Raw genomic sequence first — 18061 nt, 5'->3', positions numbered from 1 at the left:
CGGCCCGCCAGGGCGTTATTGATGTGAAAAGAGTCACCTCTCCAGAGTAATTTATGTTTTGCTGCAGGTATCGGGCTGTTCAGCTGCCGATGCCAGTCACTGCTTTGCCGTCTGGCAAGGCAGTGTAACCATTTCTGCCGCCACGATCACAGAGCTAACATCTTTCCCCTGCGCCTCTTCCCGCTGGCTGGTAAAACCCTTCGCCTGTACTACCTTTTAAAGGGCAAGGCGACATAGCCTGCATAAATGCCAACTTTTAGCGCACGGCTCTCATAAGGAGCCATTTCCCTGGACCGAAGATAGGAATCGTCTTCGGTCTTTTTTTGTTATGTTTTTAAAAACAGTCAGTTACAGTAAAATCAATCAGTTATAACCCATCCTGTTATACCGTTTTATCCCCTGTAGGAACCTCTGCCGCCAATTTGCCGCCATCTATTCGCGCCATTTTAGTCAGCGGATTATTGCCGATCGCCTCCTCAAGATGATCAGGGGCGAAGTGTGCATAACGAATCCAATGACAGAAGATAAAAACAATGGCTAAATGAATCCAGCACTCAGTTGGCTGTAGGGAAGTAGTAAATTCTTCATTGCTACAACAACTATTTAAGGAAACATATGATTATCGGAAATGAGGAATACCTCTTTACCCGTGGCAGTGATGTCGTCAGAGACGGGATGTTTTTAGAGGTAGAGAAAAATGGAGGGGGAAAGCATCAAATAATTGCGGAAGTTTTTTATTCTGATCTCTCTGGAGAGTTTACTTTCTCATGTTTCGTGGAAGATGCTCCCTTAAAAGTTATTGAAGCACTAATCAAACAAGCCAAAGATTTACTTCCGCCAGTAGACTCTTATAAAAGTTAAAATTACATGAAAAAAGCTGCCATTTGCAATTGCCGGTGATATCAACCGTCATCTTGCCGTCAAAGGTGGATTCATAACTGATTGCGGTCAGTTCAATACGCGGCTCCCACTGCAGCAGCGCCATATAGCAGGCAGACATTATCTGCAGGCGCAGCGCGAGATTATTGGGCTGGTCAGTCAGTGCGGATAAAAGCGAGCCATAGGTGCGCCGCATTACCCTTGAGCCAACCGGTGTGGTGAGAATGTCACGCACCGACTGACTGATGTGCGCCAGATCATCAACGCTTTCGCCGGTATCACGCTGCATGCCGGTATAGGTAGCGCGACTCATTGCGGGCCGTCCGTTTTACTGCTGCCACGCTGCACACCGCCATGCGTATGACTGTGGACTACAATGCCGTTAGAGCTGAAATTGCCGCCGGAGTGCTCAACACTGCCGGTCATTTTGCCGCCCTGGGTAACTTCGGGCGTGGCGGTTTTCAGCAGGTTAGTACATTCAACCACCGGGGAACCTAGGGTGATTTTTTCACTGGCTGTAACCAGCACAACCTTTGTTGTCACGCTGATAGATTCAGACGCCTGCACCGTAGCAGTTTTCATGCCAGTGGCAGTGAGCGCGCCGGTTTTGGGTTCATATTCGATAACCGCGCCGTCAGGGAAGCTATAGTGAACAGCATCCGCCGAGACTGAGGGCGCCGGGTTGTCATCGGAAAAAATGCTGGTCAGTACAAAGGCGGAATCCAGCTCATCGCCGAGTGACATAATAAGCACCTGCTCGCCAACTGAAGGCGCGCGCCAGAATCTGACGCCCCCGGCGCTTGATGTCAGCCAGTTGAGCCAGTCAGTTTCATTGGCGCCGGTCTGCACGCGACAAAGCCCGCCGTCTAAATCAACGGCGGTGACGGTTCCGATCCGAATCAAGTTGCGCAGCAGGCGCTGGATTTCTGAGTGATTTTCTGAAATATTCATAATACTATTGTGCTGAATTTTCTTTCATAAAACGATGACTTGCTCTTGTATGGTTATTCCCGCAACACCTAATTGTAACCCGAAGGCTAAGATAAAAACTCTTCATTTTAATAGGGACTATAATGATTACCCCGAAAGTATCGTTAATTATTGGAAATGGATTTTCTATAAACTTTAATTATTATCACGACTTGCATAAAAATTTTAACACTAGCTCTCCGATCTATTGGGAAGTGAAATGTCCTACATCGAAGGGGCTGTTGATTGAAAGCTTTCCAATGCTTAAACGTTTTCAATACTTACATTGTGATAAGTTAGATTTCGAGGTGTTTAACTTAATTCTTGACTTGGATGCATGTAAAAAAGCAAATTTAGACCAATATAAACTATTGATTGAAGCTAGGCATTTTTTGAGCTTGGCTTTTTCTCATTATTCTAAAGCTCAAAGAAAAAAAATCAAACAATCATGGCCTTGGTTTAGATGGATAAAAAGTCATCTCAACTTAATAACATCTATTAGCTCGTTCAATTATGACTTGTTAATTGAAACTATGATAAAAGAGATGAGATTTCCATTTTATTCGTTGCCAACACAACGACCAGAAAAGCTCTTAATTGTCAAGCCGCACGGCTCGTGTGACTATGAAAGTGCAATTCCTTTGCTTGTCGGCCCTAAAAGAGGATATCCGTTAATAGATTTATGGGCGGATAAAAATAATTTGCCCTTAAAAAGATTGAGGGGAGGTGAGTTAATACAAGTTAGGGATAATCCGTTTTGCATCGTGCCAACTGAGCATAATATATATTATAATTTTCATGCATTTTCACCATTAATTAATAAGTTTCATTATGATTTGTCGCATTCTGATTATTGCATTTTTATAGGTATTTCTTATATGCACGCCGATAGAGTGGAGATAGATGAAATGCTTTCATGTTTACCCCCGCAATGTTTGGTAGTTATAGCCAATCCTTCTCCCTCTAAGGATTTCATCAATAAAATAGAGCAGTTGTCTCTGAAATATGTTGTTTGGGATAACCCAAATGGCCCTGTAAACCATAGTGGGGATTTATTAAGCTTGACCTCTTAACTAATATGGTTATTTTGATAAAGTAGTGAATATGATTTCTTCAATCATATTTAAGTCTTCATTTCTGTAACCTAAAAGGGTGCGCGCATCGTATTGCACCTCTTTGCCGCCTTTGGTTGCCCGGTCACGCAGGCCGCAATGATGCACGCGGGCCATGCGCTGCACATTGCCGGCAAACTGTGCGGCGGCATCATCACTGTTGCCTTTAGCTTTCAGGTATTTCGCGGTGCGGAGTTTGGCAAACATCTCTCGTTTCACACGGCCTTTTTTGCTGCGCAGTGGTTGACGCTTTCGGGGCTTGAATGGCGTGCCGTCCGGTGCCTGCTGGCGCTTGATATTCTGTTGCTGACTGGCGCGCAGGCGTTTGGTAATAGCGGCGGCCATCTGCTTGCGTGGCTGAGGGGAAAGGTTATTTATCAGCGCCGACAGTCGGTCATCAAAGGCCTGTAGCTCACTCATCACAGCCACTCACTGATAAGCTGGCCGGAAAGATAAAGTTGCGTTGGCGGGGAAACGTCATCCGGCAGTGGCGGCTCAGGCACGCGGTCAACATGTAGCCCACCGTCAACCTGCTTCACAATCACGCGCTCAGTCAGCTGCAGCTTAATGCTGATATCGATCAGGGTGTCGCTGATGATATCCACCTCATGCGTGAAGTCCGTCCTGCGCTTCTCTTCGGTTGCCATAATGTCGGGCTGATTCTCACGCAGCCAGGCCAGTATCGGCACAATCAGCAAATCGACGTTACCCGGATAATCGGTGATAACGAGACTGAGCTGATACTGATCCTCAAAGGACAGCGAGGCGGCAAGCGTTGAGACAATGCGCCCGCTGTCCACGAACATATTCAGGCTGTCAGGATTGGTCTGCAGATGCGGCACGCAGTCGGTCAGTACCTTTCGCTGTTGGGCTGGTTTTAACATCGTGTTCCTCCTGGCAGTCTTTGATGATTTCGATCTGCAGCCCGCACGATGCAAGCGCAGCCTCTAACCGGCGGTTATCAGCCGCCAGATCGCCCTGCGTCTGCAGGCTGTTTGCCGGGAACGGGCAGCTTGTCACGCGTGGACAACCAGTCCAGATAATCTCGGGCGCTACTGAAGGCGGGGCGACTGTGCAGTCGGATAACATCATCAGGCAGGACAGCAGCAGACCAGCCGCGAAGGTCTTCGCTCGCATCGGTTTCTCTCTGTATTTGCAGTTCACGGTTAAGGGCAGAGACTGGCCTGGCCCTGCATCAGCCGCAGTTTAGCCTCGCGTATCTGCCCCTCTTTTGCCTCGTCATTCATCCGGGCAATGGCTTTATCCCGGCTTTCAATCCCGGCAGACAGCGTGCCGATAATGCGTTGGGCGCTGGTCAGCTCCGTTTTCGTGGTGTTCAGTTGCCAGCAGGCTGACCCCAGCCCCGCAAGCAGCAGGGCAGACAGGACGATGAGGAAGCGGATCATTGCAGCCCCTTCAGGCAGTAAGCCGTCTCGTTTGCCCGGCGGTTCTGCAGGCCACGGTTAACTCTGCCGTCCACGTAAACCCAGCGCCGCAGCTCGTTGCACGCCGCCCGCCAGTGAAGGGCGTTGATGTGCCTGGCAAAGGTGGACTGACAGACGGCCCGCACGCCGACGTTGAAACCGAACGACACGGTTGCGTCATAAACCTGCTGAGGCATTGTCACTGGCATACACTGCGCAATGCCGCGATCAACGCGGATCACATCATCAATCAGATTGACTGCCGCCTGCCGTTCGCTGACCTGGCTTGCAGGCGTAACGCCCAGGGTGTGGCCGACTCCGTTAGTCTACACGCCCGCGCTGCACTGGTAAGGCGATGTGCGGCACCCTTCAGTATTGGCGATCAGCGCCAGACCGTCACTGGAGGTTTTCAGCGTCTGGAATTTTGGCAGCATCGTTGCGACGGCCAGCACCGCAACCACGGCGCAGCGCTTAGCGAAGGAGTTCATTGGTTAACGTTTTCCATGAAAGCGCTTGTGCGTGAGGCTGTCATTCTTTCGCCGGATACGGCTGCAGCTGCAACTTTCCCCAGCTCAGCAGTTGCCTGCATAACGTAATGCGTCATGCGTTCTGCTTTGGCTTCATTCATTGGTACGGCTGGCAGGCATTTCATCTGCGCCAGCAGGCCATCGATCAGCGTGGCATCTTCAGTAACGTCGGTCAGCATTGCGATTTCTGGCGCAGTAAGCTGATGCACCTGATCGGGGTTCAGTTTGTTGCGTAAAGTCTGCTGATTCATACCAACCTTGTCGGCCAGCTCACGGATGTTGTGGCGGGAGGCAAAAGCCCGACAGGCATTTTCATAGTGCGATTGTTGGGAAACCTGAAAATCAAACATGGAGTTCATTCCTTGAGCTTGCATAATCAAGTTAAGGTTTGATGTAACGGCAGTTAAGAGTGTGTTGGCGATTCTTCTCGCGCCACGCAGCTACGTTGATTAGTGGGTTGCCGTGCTTGGACATGGTGGTTTCCTTAACCTCACCGGTTTTCTTATTCTTGCGGTTTTGCGTGTAAGTTGTTGAAGGAGTTGGAGCGAGTAACACAATGCCATTGGCAATCCATTTTTCTAATACTGACTTACTAATCCCGTCTGCTGCAGCAAAATCTTCCTTGGACATCGTTGCTGAAGTGCTTAGTACCATTGCCTTTTCAACAGCGGCATTCACGGCGGCACTGAGCACAGGCATAAGCGCTGAGGTAATATTTGCGATCATTTCAGGTGATTGGTTTAAGTCAAATGCGTTCTGGTTGTTTGCATTTTGAGTATGCATATCGCAGTATCCCTTTGTATCGTTTCATTCTACAGTGTTTCATGTGGTGTGAGTGCACTTTGGATCGTAAAAACGATTAAGTAAATGATTATTTATCACCTAGTGGTGTTTTTTATGATTGATGAGATGGGTAAAAGTACCGAAGTGCTTGAAAGATTGATGTCTTCTTACGGGGTCAGGACGCAAAAAGAGTTGGCTCTGGCATTAGGTATCCCCGCCAATAACATTAGCGGTTGGAATCAGCGTGACAATGTTCCGGGTAACTCAATAATCAAGTGCGTCATTGATACAGGAGCCGATTTGCAATGGTTGGTTTCAGGTGAGCTTGCAAAAGCAAGTTCTCATGGTTCCCAACCATTTGGTAGAGGAAAGGCTCTTTATGAAAAAATCATGTCCAATGGTGGCAGGCCAGTGCTTCGCAGAATCATGGATGCTTATGGCTTCACGTTGCAAAAACAGTTATGTGAGCTTCTCGATATTTCATCAGGAACTGTAAGCACCTGGGTACGGCGAGATTATTTTCCCGGTGACGTTGTTGTGGCTTGCGCACTTGATACGGGTGTTTCTCTACAATGGTTGGCAACAGGGAAAGGTGAGTCAACCAGCAATGAATTTTTCAACCAAGTCGTAAGAAAAATACCAAAATTACGTTATGAATCTGGCCGCTTAAAGGAGGCTGGATACTGGATTGGTGATATCAGCCTGTTCAGTACGACTTTATGTGATGCAGAATATATTGAAGGTATTAAGTATTCATGGCTTATTGACAAATCTCAGGATGAGTTAGGGAGTGGACGTTGGCTTGTAGCGGTTGATGGTGTATATGATGTCTTCGACATCTCGCGATTACCTGGGGGGAAATTGAGACTTACAAATATCTCTATAAGTTATGAGTGCTCAGCTGCTGATATTCAATCTTATGGAGTGGTCTTATTTACTTTTGAAAAACATGTTTAGAAGTTACAGTTTTTGTAACTTACAAACGCTTTAAAAAAGTGAATTAATGAAGGCCACATGATTGGTCGTGGCCCATAAAAAATACATATTTAGAAATTTAAATTCAAGAAGTTAAGATAAAATTCTCGTCTTTTGTTGATGTCCTTAATGATACTTGCAGGACACAAACCTAAATCCCAGTTAGTATCTAGAAAATACATTAATTCCACTGTACGGTTTTGTATCTCCTCTTTACCCCAATCCTCTAATTCAGTTAGGGCGATTTCGTTGTAGCAACCATTTCTGTAATCTTTCTTCTTGTCATGGAAGGATTTATTAGATAAAGAGGCGTTTTTAGCATGCGAAAGAGGAAGCAGGTTTCCTGGGGAATTTTTTAATTGTTTCTTTTGTTTTGGTTTAATACCTTTCATCACATCCATCCAATACTTTCCAGTGGATTTTTGTGGATATACATGTTCTATGGTTTTAAAATCTTTATCGTGTTCAAGGCGTGAAAACTCTTCCCAAGGGAGCTTAATTCTATCAGCTTTGACTTTTGATTTTAAACTATATTCATATTGATATAAGAAATAGCGTATTCCAGGCCAGTTATAAAAATCGCCATTTTTGAATGAAGTCCTGAACCCGACGGGTAAATTTTCTACCTTAAGCAATCGATCCGTATTATGTTTTATCTTTCCGGCTATACTTTTAATGTCTTTATCACGCTTTAGACATAATGCAAGGGGAACATACTCTGTTGAGTCAGAGTATATGTAATGATACATCATTGTCTGGACGAATAACGAGCGCTCGAGCTGTTTCAGGCAAACGATAACATCCTTTGGTTCGTAATTATTATTCAAAACTTCTAGTAACAATACGCGTATGAATTTCCAGTTTTCAATTTTAATTATTTTGGAAAGCCACTCTATTATTTCTGGCTCCCATTGACTTTGGCTTGGGTTATGGATGTAGTACCATGTTTCAACTGACTTTTTAAGACTTCTTACATAACTCGTGATCGCATCAATAGTTATCTCATGGTTACGGCTCTCGTCGTCAATTGGTTTTGCCGAGAAGATATCGTCCAAAAGGACACTTCTGTTGTTAAGATGGATTCGTGCAAAATCATTATGTCTTATCTTTTCAATTTCATGCCTGTATACAGGTATGTCATATAGCTTAACAATATTAGCATCTTCATCTGTTTGTACATCTCTAGGGATTTCTAACTCTTTAAAATAGATTGTTGAATGGTGGTAAAGAAATGTGTCATCATCCAATCTATTAGTCATGGCACGTCCCAAAAAATGGTACATAGACTTCCAACACTCGTTAATGGAATGTCTTAATGAATTCTTATGGTATTCATCTTCATTTATTTTAGTGGTTAAGTAAATTAATCTGTTTTTCAATAATTCTAAATGAGATAAAGGTTTTCCTCTGTTATTCATTGTTTCGAACGCGACGTAAGTGTCAATCTCTTCATCTAAGGAATATGTGTTGAAAAGGAAATTTTGGGTGATTTTCTTATATATTAATTCAATGTCTGATATTGTTAAATGAGTTAGTTTTTGTGCAAAAAAATCTTTAGCATTTGAAAGGTTTTGAGTATAAATGGTATTTTCTATATAACCAGAATTTGGCGATTCTTCTAGAAATATTTTCCGTTTAAGAAACTCATAACTTGGGTTATCCTTATCATAGCCGAAAAGGTAAGATCTTGAACTTGTCTTACTTTTTTCCTCGAATATAAACTTTCTTCTAATGTCAACTATGTCAGTATAATTCAAAGCTATATCATCACCACGAGAGGAAACTTCTTCAATGATTGATTGTATGAGTATTATTATTGTGGTTATCCTTTGTTGACCGTCGACGATATAAAAAGGATGGAAGCTTTTTGAGCGAATAATCCAATGATCTTCCACCCAAATTTCAATGTTCTTTGCTGGCACATCCTCTAAAGTTAAAACTCCAACATAATGATTTTTATCAGCTTCAAGGTAAGTTAGATCATTCCAAAATTCTGAAACCTCTTTATTTGTCCATGCATAACCTCGCTGATAATCTGGTATTCTTAAAAGTTTTTCAGTGAAAATTTTCGAAATAGAAATAAGATTTGAATCCATTCTGATACCTTTAGTTACTTAGATTGATTTTAAAAGTTAAGATATCAGAAGATAGAAATGAGTCAATACTTCCTTTTCCTATCCAACTCATTGTTTTTAAAGGGGAAATATTAATTTCTTCACTTTGGGACCTTAGCTGTACCATTTATGTGGTTTGGAAAACATGTCGACTCAACAAGTCTGGTTGAGGTTAACTAAAATTTTACAGTTAAGAAGTTGTTGCAAATTACTTTAATAAATAATGTAACATCAATAATTTTGAGCCAATCTGTCGCCATATTTCCACTTAAATCTATAATTTTAAAGAGATATATGAGTATTCGGTCTTTTTTTTTATTTAAAATTCAATGATTTAAATTTTAATATGCCGGAATTTTCGAAATTCTGCTCCCGGTTTATATCATCACGTAATTTTCACCGCATGAAACTCAGGTTGAGTTTTACTCATTCTAAGTATTTTGTGCCGAGGTAGTATCATTGAAAAAATCCACCTGCTTTCTTTGTCCTGCGATTATTCAGGTAGGCTCAGGATCTCATGAAAGCGGGGTATGGAATTGAGTTTTTGAAAATGATAAGCCAGATAAAATCTCACAAAACAAAATGATGACAATGATTAGTACATTTAACTCGCTGGAATTTATTAATCATTGGTGATTAAAAAGAGAAAGGGCCCGACCAGGACCCTTTAGGTACTAATTCGCATTGTACCAATCCACTATTTTAAATAAAAAGCTAAAGAACGATCTGATACCAATTATCAAGAAAAGCCAGGTTAATAAAACTATAGGCTTATGGAGTAAATCTTCCGTAGGAAGGGGAACATTCCTCAGCATCAATCCCGTAGTCATTATCCAGAAAACAGTAATAATGTTATATCTGACTTTCTTAGATCGTTGCCTGGATAGCTGTGATTTCTCTGTAATACTCTCATTTACCAAGTGCACTGTCCCCCATAATCAGGACCACCACTCCTGCCTCCACCGTTGCTATCGTTGTAAGGGCTGATATTGCAGCTACCTAATCCAGCCGTAAGGCCGCCAAACACGCCGCCTGCAATAACTCCTGCAGGGCCGCCAGCTATACCAGTAATGGCACCTAAGATTGAACCCATCCCAATATTATTCGCGCAGGTATTAGGCGCTCCTCCTTTGCCTATAGTTCCGGGTCCAGAGAAGTTTTCTCTTGCTGAATTAGCTCCAGCTCCTGAGGTAAAAGATAGATTGTTGGATAATATTTTACAAATACTCATCTTATACTCCATAGTTTTAGGTAGAGCACCAATGCTCAACCAAGATTTTTAGTTGGGGTAAGTCAGAGGAAGAATTTAACTATTGGGGATTTTATACAGAAGATCCATTGTAAATCAATTAGAAAGTTGGTTTATTTTTGTCGGTGGGAAATATGTTTATTTCATCGCTCGTGGTGATTTTTTTTCGGGTGGCCCAGTTAGATTATGACACAGTGATATATAATTTAACTGGAGTGTTTGTAAGTCCATCATAAGAAAGTCGATCTTGGTCATTTAAAGTTGAGGCGTAGTATAATCTGATTAATTATAATTATTAGGTTAACTACTAAATCTTATACCTAATTTATGGCATGCGAAAAAGCATATTTCATATAGTAAGAAACTACAAGGCTGACAGCACTTCTCACCGGTTATATCCGCATCTCAAATTGGATAATTAACCTGCCCGACCCATGCGTAAAGCGTCCCAGATGATCACAATTTTTACGCTTGTAGAGCGCCGAAGATGAAAGCTGGCCATAAGCCTGTTTGAACAGTAGCCCTGCAATCCGCACAATCGCGTTTCGATGAGGTTTTAACAAATTTGCAGGCCGCTTTAGGTAAAAAATGCAGCCAAACCCACAGGTTTTTAGCGAATACTTGTTTATCTCTTCTCAACCCTCTACCCTCATGGGGCCACAACGTCACGCAAAATCCGCGTCCGATCGTTCAGGCAGGAGCAGAGAGATGAAAAGCGATAAAGAGATTTCAATCGACCAGTTTACGGAAGCTGAAAAAGAGCTGGTTGCCGCAAAGGTAAAAAGCCTGACCTTAAAATTAAGCCATGTTGCGAGCAAAAAAGAGGAAAAGGATATCCTGAAAGAGGCCAAAAGGCTGGTAATGAAGGATCGCGTGGTGAAAGAGAGCACCAAAGCGGTGATTGCGAAGAAACCGCGTAAAGCCTCTTCAGCAAAAGAGAGTGAAGTAAAAGAGTTTAACTGGTCCGCTTCACTGAGAAAGAATCCTCGGGCACTGAAGGCCAGATAACCCCACAGCGACAGCGTCAGCAGGTTCCCAAGCCTGGGCGCTGTCAGCCTCAGCCCACGATAATCAGATGCACCAGTCGGGCTAACACCTCAATAATCAACAGACTTCCTGCCGTAATCAAAGCCAGCATAAGATAAAATTGTTTGCGGCTGCTCATCTGCGCTCAATCTCCTGATCCCTGAACAGACTATACTTTAGACCGGAATGCTTAAACCGACCGTCAATATTTTCCGTTAAATCGGGTCAGGGTGAGTCATGCTGTATCAACATCTTAATAGCGAAAACTGGCGACATATTTTTATCGTGGGCGATCTGCATGGATGCAGGGAAAAGCTGGATGAAGAATTACTGGCGCGGAACTTTACTCCCGAGGTGGATCTGCTGATCTCCGTTGGCGATCTGATTGACCGCGGTCCAGACAGTCCCGCTTGCCTGGCGCTGCTTAAGGAACCCTGGTTCCGCTGCGTGCGTGGAAATCATGAAGTCATGGCCATTAATGCGCTCAACAGAGGTAATCACCAGCAGTGGATCTTAAACGGGGGAGAGTGGTTTTATCACCTTGAAGGCATGGCAATGATGGAGGCGAAACATGCTATCAATCGCTGCCGCGATCTGCCGCTGATCCTGCATCTCCAGCTTCAGGAACGTACCATTGTGGTGGCGCATGCTGACTATCCTTCAGAGCATTACGTCTTGAGAAAGGCTGTGGATGAAGAGAAGGTTGTCTGGAGCCGCTCCCGTATAGAGCGGCTCCAGCAAGGAAAAGGGCAGTATATCAGCGGCGCAGATGCGTTTTATTTCGGACACACGCCGCTATCAAGCCCGCTGGAAGCCTACAACCAGCACTATATTGATACCGGTGCGGTCTTTGGCAATCAGCTCACCCTGGTGCAGGTGCAGTAAACCTTGTTAAGAAGAGAAGAGTTTGCCATCACGCACCAGTTCCCGCGGATAGTTATTCTTGATCCTGTTGCCTACCCGCTTTGCGAGGCCTATCGGCTGATGCTGACAGGTAACAATCAGCTCATTCGCCGGTAAGTCACGTTCCGGATAGATATCTCTTCCGCGATACCACTCTTCCGCCTCAGCGGGGGTGAGTTCGAAACGGTTCTCAGCCTCGGGCCGGGCGAGGGCGATGACCGCTTCATGCTGCCAGCGATACCCTTTGGTGAACGTTTCAGCCAGCTTCAGTCCAATACGCGAAAAGCGCACCTTGCCCAGTAAAGGCTCAATTGCCGCCGGGAACAGCCAGATTTCCTTATCACGCTCCCACAACGTATGCGTCTCCGGGTTCCAGCCCAGTCCCGACTTTGCTGCTGCCTCGGCAATATCTTTCTGAACCGCGCGTTTAACGGGGAAGAAGGGCAGTTTCCCGACTTTATAGCCAGGCACGGGTAACCGCTCAAGACTCTGCAGTTTGCGCAGGCGGGCGACAAAAAAGCCTTCGCTGTCAAAAATCTGCGGGAAGACGTGCAGGAATCCCTCTGGCGTGACGGCCTGCTCAGCGCCGGGGAACAGATCCCCCAGCGGTTCGATCTCCACGCAGTCGGGGTAAGCCTGTTGCAGCCAGGCAATCACCTGCTGGTTTTCACTGCGGTTCAGGGTGCAGGTTGAATAGACCAGCGTGCCGCCGGGCTTGAGCGCATGAAAGGCACTTTCAATCAGATCATGCTGCGTCGCGGCAATCTCCCCGGTACTGGCAAGCGACCAGTTACGCAGCGCATCAGCATCCTTGCGGATAACCCCTTCACCGGAGCAGGGCGCATCCAGCAGAATGGCGTCGAAACTTTCCGGTAACGCTGCGCCAAATACTCTGCCGTCGAAATGGGTCATTGCCGTATTACTGACGCCGCAGCGGCTCAGATTGGCATGCAGAACTTTTACCCGGCTGGCGGAATATTCATTGGCCAGGATAGCGCCACTGTTGGCCATCCGCGCCGCAATTTGCGTGGTTTTAGAACCTGGCGCCGCCGCGACATCCATCACCGTTTCCGGTTGTGGGCAGCCAGCAAACAGGGCGCTCACAGGCAGCATCGAGCTGGCTTCCTGAATATAGAACAGCCCTGAGAGGTGCTCCGCGGTACTGCCAAGCGGCAGCTTGTCTGCATCATCACGCGTTATCCAGAACCCTTCTTCACACCACGGGATTGGCGTCAGCGCCCACTGATAAGGGGCAACCAGCGTCAGGAAATCCGCCACGCTGATCTTCAGCGTATTCACCCGCAGGCTGCGGCGCAGGGGTTGCTGACTGATGGCGATAAAACGGTCAAAGTCTGCTGCATCGGGCAACAGCTCGCGCATCTGCTCTAAGAAAGGGTCGGGAAAGGTCACGCGTGAGGAAAGGGACACTGATAAATTCCACTGAAAATAAGTACGGCGAGTTTATCACATTCGGCAGGACGAAAAAAAACGGGCAGCGCCAGGCTGCCCGTTCTGCTTAGTTTCCGGGGAGTGCGGTTCCCCATTTACGCCAGTCTTTTGGCTCTTCATCCTCCAGCAGATAGTGCTTACCGGAGGTGGCCTGTGGAGCCAGCGGTATGGTCGGCGGCGTGGCAAAGGCGATGCCACCCTGAATAAACTGCTGGAAGGTACCGGTTTTCACCACGCCACCAATCAGACCAAATTTCAGGTTATAACCGGAGGCGAGCCAGAATACCGAGTTGTTACGCACCAGATGCTGGTATTTCTTGCTGATCCGCAGCGTAATCTGTACGCGGTCCGCCATTGCGCCCAGTGACGTTCCGGTCACAGTGCCCACTTCAATTCCCCGGAACAGTACCGGCGTGCCTACCGAGAGCGATCCTCCTTCCGGCGCATCCATTATCACGTTAAGACCATCAAGATAACGGGCGTCGGTGATGGTGGATTCCTGCAGCTCAAAGGTGCGCTGAGCGTGGCCTTTACCCGGATCGACGTTGATATAGGGCTGCAGCAGCGTATCCAGATGGTTAACCCCGGCTGCGGATATTTCCGGTGAAACCACAGAGAAACGGCTGCCCAGTCGGGCAAAGTCCTGCACATACTCCGGATAGAGTACCGCTTTAGCGATCACCTGATTTTTATCTTTGTTAAGCGCCAAATCCTCTACCTGGCCAATGGTGATGCCGAGGTAACGGATAGGCATCCCGGCAGCCAGTTTGGTGGCATCATAGGTATGCAGCGTAATCTGGCTTCCGACGGCCCGCGCTGCGGTTTCCGAATCATACAGCACGCGCTTATCTTTGCTGGTCAGGCCTGCGCCAGCCCCGGTCAGGTTATCGAAGCTGATAGCGCCTCTGAGCGCCCGATTAAGCGGGGAGGCCTGAACCGTCAGGCCGCTGCCGTTTAACTGGACGCGTGCGCCACCTTCAGCCCAGAAGACGCTGTTTTCCGTCAGCAGCTTGCGGTACTCCTGTTTGATATGCACCCGCACATCAAACTCGTTAGCGCGTGGGGTCACATCAACAATTTCACCAACCTGGAATTTACGGTAGAGCACCACCGAGCCGCCCTGGACATCCGGCAGGCTTTTAGCGGTAAGCGTTAACGTCGTCGGGAGCTGATCCGTAGTGATCCCTTCCGCTGCTTTTTCCGCGTTCGAGTAGAGCGGGTAGCTCTCTTTCGCTTTGCCTTTACTGCCGGGATCAAGCCGAATGCCGCCATCCACCCATTCCCGTGCGCTGGCGCCAAGCACTTCCATTCCGTCCAGACCCAATTTCACATCGAGCCGGCTGTTGATGATGAATTTACTGTCGCCATGCACCAGATGACGATAGTCCGGCGCGATGGCAATGGCGAAGGTTACCCCCTGTTCAACCAATGTCCGGCTGACAACCTGACCAATCTGCATACCATGCAAAATAATCGGCTGTCCGGCATCGATGCCATAGCTTTCTGGCGCGGTCAGCTTCAGCTCAATGGCGTTGGGCTGTTGCAGCAGCGACTCATTGCTCTCCAGCACGGTGTAGTGATCCTGTGGTTCTCCCTCGCCCGGCACCAGCTCCAGCGTATTGCCGGTTAACAGGCTGCTCAGACTGGTATCGCTCAGGCTGATTTTCGGGCTACGCATCTCAATTCTGGTACCGGTACGCATCAGGCCGGTTACTGAAGGATCGATGGTTAACTCGCCGGTGACTTTGCCGCCAGCTTGCAGGGTCAGAGCAGTCAGCGTGCCAACCTCAAGCCCCTGATACATCAGCGGAGTGCTGTCAGCTTTAAGGTTTTTTCCGCCCGGCAGATCCAGCGAGATGATCACGCCGCGGTGGCTGTGAGCTAGATCCGGGTAGAGGTCGAAGTTATCTTCAGACTGGGCCTGCCCGGACGCTTCAGGCGAATCGAAGGCAACAGCGCCATTCACCAGCGCGGCCAGGCTCTCTAACTGCACTTTTGCGCCGCTAAGCCCGACATCCGCCTTCACGCCGGAGACGTTCCAGAAACGGCTCTCTTTCTTCACCAGATTGGTAAAGCGACGCTCAATCAATACGTCAACGGTTACCCCTTTGTTGCCAGGGTTGATACTGTAATCGTAGACGCGGCCCACCGGAATTTTCCGGTAATAGACCAGCGATCCGGTATTCAGGGATCCGAGATCCGGCGTATGCAGATGGATCAACATCTCCCCGGTATTGAGCCGATATTTGGGTTGGGTATCCAGCGCCACAAAGTTTTCCTGCGGCTTACCTTTTCCCGGCATCATGCCGATGTAGTTTCCGCCCACCAGTGCATCCAGCCCCGAAACGCCCGCCAGTGAAGCTTTTGGCGTCACCAGCCAGAACTGCGTATCCTCGCGCAGCGCCTCTTTCATATCACTCTTGATACTGGCTTTTATTTTAATGGTACGCAGATCGTCCGTCATGCTGATGCCCTGCACCAGACCCACTTCCACACCCTGATAGCGTATCGGCGTTCTGCCCGGCACGATGCCGTCCGCCGTGGCGAAATCGATGGTGATGGTGGTGCCGCGCTCCTGATAATTGGTCCAGATGAGCCAGCCTGCGATCAGCAGCGCAATAAACGGTAGCAGCCAGAAGGGCGAAATTTTCCGCCGGCTTTTGATATGCGCGTTAATCGGTGTAGTCGGCGTTTCCTGTTGCATGTGCATCCCAAAGTAAACGGCTATCCAGCCACTCAACGGCAAGGATAGTGAGTATGACTGACGAGCCGAAATAGAAGGCTGCCGGTCCCATGGTAAAAGCCAGAAGCTGATCGCGATTGACCAGCGACATGGTTAACGAAATAACAAACAGGTCCAGCATAGACCAGCGTCCGACCCAGGTGACAACCCTGAGCAGGCGAACGCGGGTTTTCAGGCCCTGCTCACATTTGAAATGGATACTGACTAGCAACGTCAGCAAAACAATCACCTTAGTGAATGGCACTAATATACTGGCGACAAACACCACAATTGCGACGGGAATGTTGCCGGATGCCAGCGACATAATACCGGAAAGGATGGTGTCTTCCTGCCGTGAGCCGGTCAAATAAATAATAGAAATCGGCAGTAAATTCGCCGGGATTAGCAAAACAATGGCGGCGATCAAAGCCGCCCAGGACTTTTGCAGGCTGAAGTGCCGACGAAAATAGAGCGGCGTATGACAGCGCGGACAGCGGCCACGCTGGTCCGGTAAGCCCGTGTGGTGGCAGCTCAGGCAGACCCGCAGCTTCTCCAGCGCCACATTTGGCTGAGGTTGCGGATAGAAGCGGTGCCACAGCTGCTCTACATTCAGGTGGATCAGGGTGATCACACTCAGCACCGTCAGTGAAACAAAGGCGATAAGCCCGGCGCCCGGGGTGATATCGGCATAATCCTTTACTTTAATCGAGGCGACGGCGATCCCCACCAGGTAGATATCCAGCATTACCCACTCTTTCAGCCGGTCCAGCATCAGCAGCACCGGGCGCAGATTCATGCCCAGACGATGACCGAAATAGAGATAGGCAATAGAGGTCACCAGCGTAGCGGGGGCACCGATAGTGCAAAAGGCCACCATAGAGGCGGTAATCACATCTCCCTGCTGCGCCATCTGGGTTATTCCCTCCAGCAAACTGGCACGGATAGTAGTCCCGATCAGGCGAATGCTCATCAACGATTCGCTGAAGGCAAAAGGCATCAGCAGCAGCATAGTAACGGCCATGGCACAGAGCCGCGTCATCGACCAGTCACGACCATTCATTATTCGGGCATTGCAGCGAGGGCAGTGCGCGGACTGAGTGGATTTAACATCTGGTAAGGAAAAAAGGGTATCGCATTGGGGGCAACGCTGATAACGTGCCTGAGGCAGAGCATGGCTAATGGCGTGTATTTTCATAATCCTGAGATTCTCAGGCCCGGGCAGCGCAGGTGCAGGGCGGGGTTAAATTTTATCGCCCTAAAAGGGTAATGACACGTCAGGGTCATGCTTAAGGCTTCAGACAGACTAAGGGTATATTAACTAACGCAATGATTCACCTTGTCCGTCTGGATAATTAATGCTTATTTAAACAAGGGGCCATCATGGGCCTCATGACACGTTTCCACAATGGTTAAAAAATGACAAAAGCAGAGTTTTATTCGGACCTGAACCGTGATTTGCGCGCGCTTATCGCTGGCGAAACCAGTTTTCTGGCGGCAATGGGCAACTGTAGTGCGCTGCTTTATGAGCGTCTTGAAGGTGTTAACTGGGCAGGTTTTTATTTGCTGACCGAAGCCGACACGCTGGTACTGGGTCCGTTTCAGGGGAAAATTGCCTGTGTGCGTATTCCCGTGGGCCGTGGCGTCTGCGGAACAGCAGTGGCTGAAAGCCAGATTCAACGCGTAGATGATGTGCACGCTTTCCCCGGACACATCGCCTGCGACGCGACCAGTAATGCTGAAATTGTGCTGCCGCTGGTGGTAAATGGCGAGACAATTGGCGTACTGGATATCGATAGCGTGGAATATAACCGCTTCGACAGTGAAGACGAAGCGGGGCTTAAAATCCTTACTGACGGGCTGTGTGAGGTGCTTGCCGGGTCTGATGTGGAAAAATTTATTCACATGAAACGCAGCTAAAGCGCTGGATCA

At 47.7% G+C, this 18061-nt stretch carries 19 protein-coding genes and 1 pseudogene; 6 read left to right on the top strand and 14 right to left on the bottom strand.

Features of this window, described 5'->3' with window-relative positions; genetic code table 11:
• The first annotated feature begins 615 nt into the window (after positions 1 to 615).
• A complete protein-coding gene (locus Q3V30_RS11705) occupies positions 616 to 861 on the top strand; it encodes a hypothetical protein (protein ID WP_306205815.1) in 246 nt (81 codons plus the stop codon).
• Here the strand turns inward: Q3V30_RS11705 and Q3V30_RS11700 are convergent.
• On the bottom strand, positions 812 to 1192 hold the full coding sequence (locus Q3V30_RS11700) for a GPW/gp25 family protein (RefSeq protein ID WP_306205814.1): 381 nt from the start codon (positions 1190 to 1192) through the stop codon (positions 812 to 814). The genes Q3V30_RS11705 and Q3V30_RS11700 overlap by 50 nt on opposite strands.
• Entirely contained in the window at positions 1189 to 1830 is a 642-nt protein-coding gene (locus tag Q3V30_RS11695) for a phage baseplate assembly protein V (RefSeq protein WP_306205811.1), read from the bottom strand. Before Q3V30_RS11695 ends, Q3V30_RS11700 begins: the two co-directional genes overlap by 4 nt.
• A 122-nt stretch (positions 1831 to 1952) precedes the next feature.
• Here Q3V30_RS11695 and Q3V30_RS11690 point away from each other — a divergent pair, with 122 nt between their 5' ends.
• Positions 1953 to 2921, top strand: a complete 969-nt coding sequence (locus Q3V30_RS11690; protein WP_306205810.1) for a hypothetical protein — start codon at positions 1953 to 1955, stop codon at positions 2919 to 2921.
• Between the two features lie 9 nt (positions 2922 to 2930).
• On the opposite strand, the gene Q3V30_RS11685 is transcribed toward Q3V30_RS11690, so the two are convergent.
• The 7 genes and pseudogenes from Q3V30_RS11685 to Q3V30_RS11655 form a co-directional block, all read right to left on the bottom strand.
• A complete protein-coding gene (locus Q3V30_RS11685; protein ID WP_306205808.1) occupies positions 2931 to 3380 on the bottom strand; it encodes a phage virion morphogenesis protein in 450 nt (149 codons plus the stop codon).
• Positions 3380 to 3844 carry a phage tail protein gene (locus Q3V30_RS11680; RefSeq protein WP_306205806.1) on the bottom strand — a complete coding sequence of 155 codons (465 nt, stop codon included), beginning with the start codon at positions 3842 to 3844 and terminating at the stop codon, positions 3380 to 3382. The genes Q3V30_RS11685 and Q3V30_RS11680 overlap by 1 nt, the downstream gene beginning before the upstream one ends.
• The gene (gene lysC, locus Q3V30_RS11675; RefSeq protein ID WP_306205804.1) at positions 3777 to 4097 is read right to left on the bottom strand and encodes an Rz1-like lysis system protein LysC; all 321 of its coding nucleotides are present in this window, start codon (positions 4095 to 4097) and stop codon (positions 3777 to 3779) included. The genes Q3V30_RS11680 and lysC overlap by 68 nt, the downstream gene beginning before the upstream one ends.
• Before the next feature lie 29 nt (positions 4098 to 4126).
• A complete protein-coding gene (locus Q3V30_RS11670) occupies positions 4127 to 4366 on the bottom strand; it encodes a hypothetical protein (protein WP_306205802.1) in 240 nt (79 codons plus the stop codon).
• Positions 4363 to 4872 (bottom strand): annotated as a pseudogene (locus Q3V30_RS11665) (lysozyme). Before Q3V30_RS11665 ends, Q3V30_RS11670 begins: the two are co-directional and overlap by 4 nt.
• Entirely contained in the window at positions 4869 to 5261 is a 393-nt protein-coding gene (locus tag Q3V30_RS11660) for a phage regulatory CII family protein (protein WP_306205800.1), read from the bottom strand. The pseudogene Q3V30_RS11665 and the gene Q3V30_RS11660 overlap by 4 nt, the downstream one beginning before the upstream one ends.
• Before the next feature lie 31 nt (positions 5262 to 5292).
• Positions 5293 to 5694 (bottom strand): hypothetical protein, encoded by a 402-nt coding sequence (locus Q3V30_RS11655; RefSeq protein ID WP_306205798.1) that lies wholly within the window; start codon positions 5692 to 5694, stop codon positions 5293 to 5295.
• Between the two features lie 114 nt (positions 5695 to 5808).
• On the opposite strand from Q3V30_RS11655, the gene Q3V30_RS11650 reads away from it, so the two are divergent.
• Positions 5809 to 6651 carry a helix-turn-helix domain-containing protein gene (locus Q3V30_RS11650; RefSeq protein ID WP_306205797.1) on the top strand — a complete coding sequence of 281 codons (843 nt, stop codon included), beginning with the start codon at positions 5809 to 5811 and terminating at the stop codon, positions 6649 to 6651.
• An 89-nt stretch (positions 6652 to 6740) separates the two neighbouring features.
• Here the strand turns inward: Q3V30_RS11650 and Q3V30_RS11645 are convergent, their stop codons facing one another.
• A complete protein-coding gene (locus Q3V30_RS11645; protein WP_306205795.1) occupies positions 6741 to 8765 on the bottom strand; it encodes a DUF262 domain-containing protein in 2025 nt (674 codons plus the stop codon).
• A 931-nt stretch (positions 8766 to 9696) separates the two neighbouring features.
• Complete coding sequence (locus Q3V30_RS22815; RefSeq protein ID WP_487320589.1) at positions 9697 to 10014, bottom strand: hypothetical protein; 318 nt, start codon at positions 10012 to 10014, stop codon at positions 9697 to 9699.
• Positions 10015 to 10740: 726 nt separating this feature from the next.
• On the opposite strand from Q3V30_RS22815, the gene yjbD reads away from it, so the two are divergent.
• Positions 10741 to 11040 carry a DUF3811 domain-containing protein gene (gene yjbD, locus Q3V30_RS11640; RefSeq protein WP_306205793.1) on the top strand — a complete coding sequence of 100 codons (300 nt, stop codon included), beginning with the start codon at positions 10741 to 10743 and terminating at the stop codon, positions 11038 to 11040.
• A 255-nt stretch (positions 11041 to 11295) separates the two neighbouring features.
• Entirely contained in the window at positions 11296 to 11943 is a 648-nt protein-coding gene (locus Q3V30_RS11635) for a metallophosphoesterase (protein ID WP_306205791.1), read from the top strand.
• Between the two features lie 6 nt (positions 11944 to 11949).
• Here the strand turns inward: Q3V30_RS11635 and rsmF are convergent, their stop codons facing one another.
• From rsmF to yebS, 3 genes are all read right to left on the bottom strand, one after another.
• Positions 11950 to 13389 (bottom strand): 16S rRNA (cytosine(1407)-C(5))-methyltransferase RsmF, encoded by a 1440-nt coding sequence (rsmF, locus tag Q3V30_RS11630; protein WP_306205789.1) that lies wholly within the window; start codon positions 13387 to 13389, stop codon positions 11950 to 11952.
• Positions 13390 to 13477: 88 nt separating this feature from the next.
• Positions 13478 to 16114: a PqiB family protein gene (locus tag Q3V30_RS11625; RefSeq protein ID WP_306205787.1), complete on the bottom strand. Its 2637-nt coding sequence runs from the start codon at positions 16112 to 16114 to the stop codon at positions 13478 to 13480.
• The gene (yebS, locus tag Q3V30_RS11620; protein ID WP_306205785.1) at positions 16083 to 17327 is read right to left on the bottom strand and encodes a membrane integrity lipid transport subunit YebS; all 1245 of its coding nucleotides are present in this window, start codon (positions 17325 to 17327) and stop codon (positions 16083 to 16085) included. The genes Q3V30_RS11625 and yebS overlap by 32 nt, the downstream gene beginning before the upstream one ends.
• Positions 17328 to 17548: 221 nt before the next feature.
• Between yebS and Q3V30_RS11615 the strand changes: the two genes are divergently transcribed.
• Positions 17549 to 18049, top strand: coding sequence for a GAF domain-containing protein (locus tag Q3V30_RS11615; protein ID WP_306205783.1), 501 nt, complete (start codon positions 17549 to 17551; stop codon positions 18047 to 18049).
• Positions 18050 to 18061: the final 12 nt, after the last annotated feature.

It is taken from the genome of Erwinia pyri, from assembly GCF_030758455.1.
In the GTDB taxonomy this organism is placed as follows: Bacteria; Pseudomonadota; Gammaproteobacteria; order Enterobacterales; family Enterobacteriaceae; genus Erwinia; species Erwinia pyri.
Note: the sequence above shows the minus strand (reverse complement) of the source record. Positions and strands in the feature narration are given on the sequence as shown.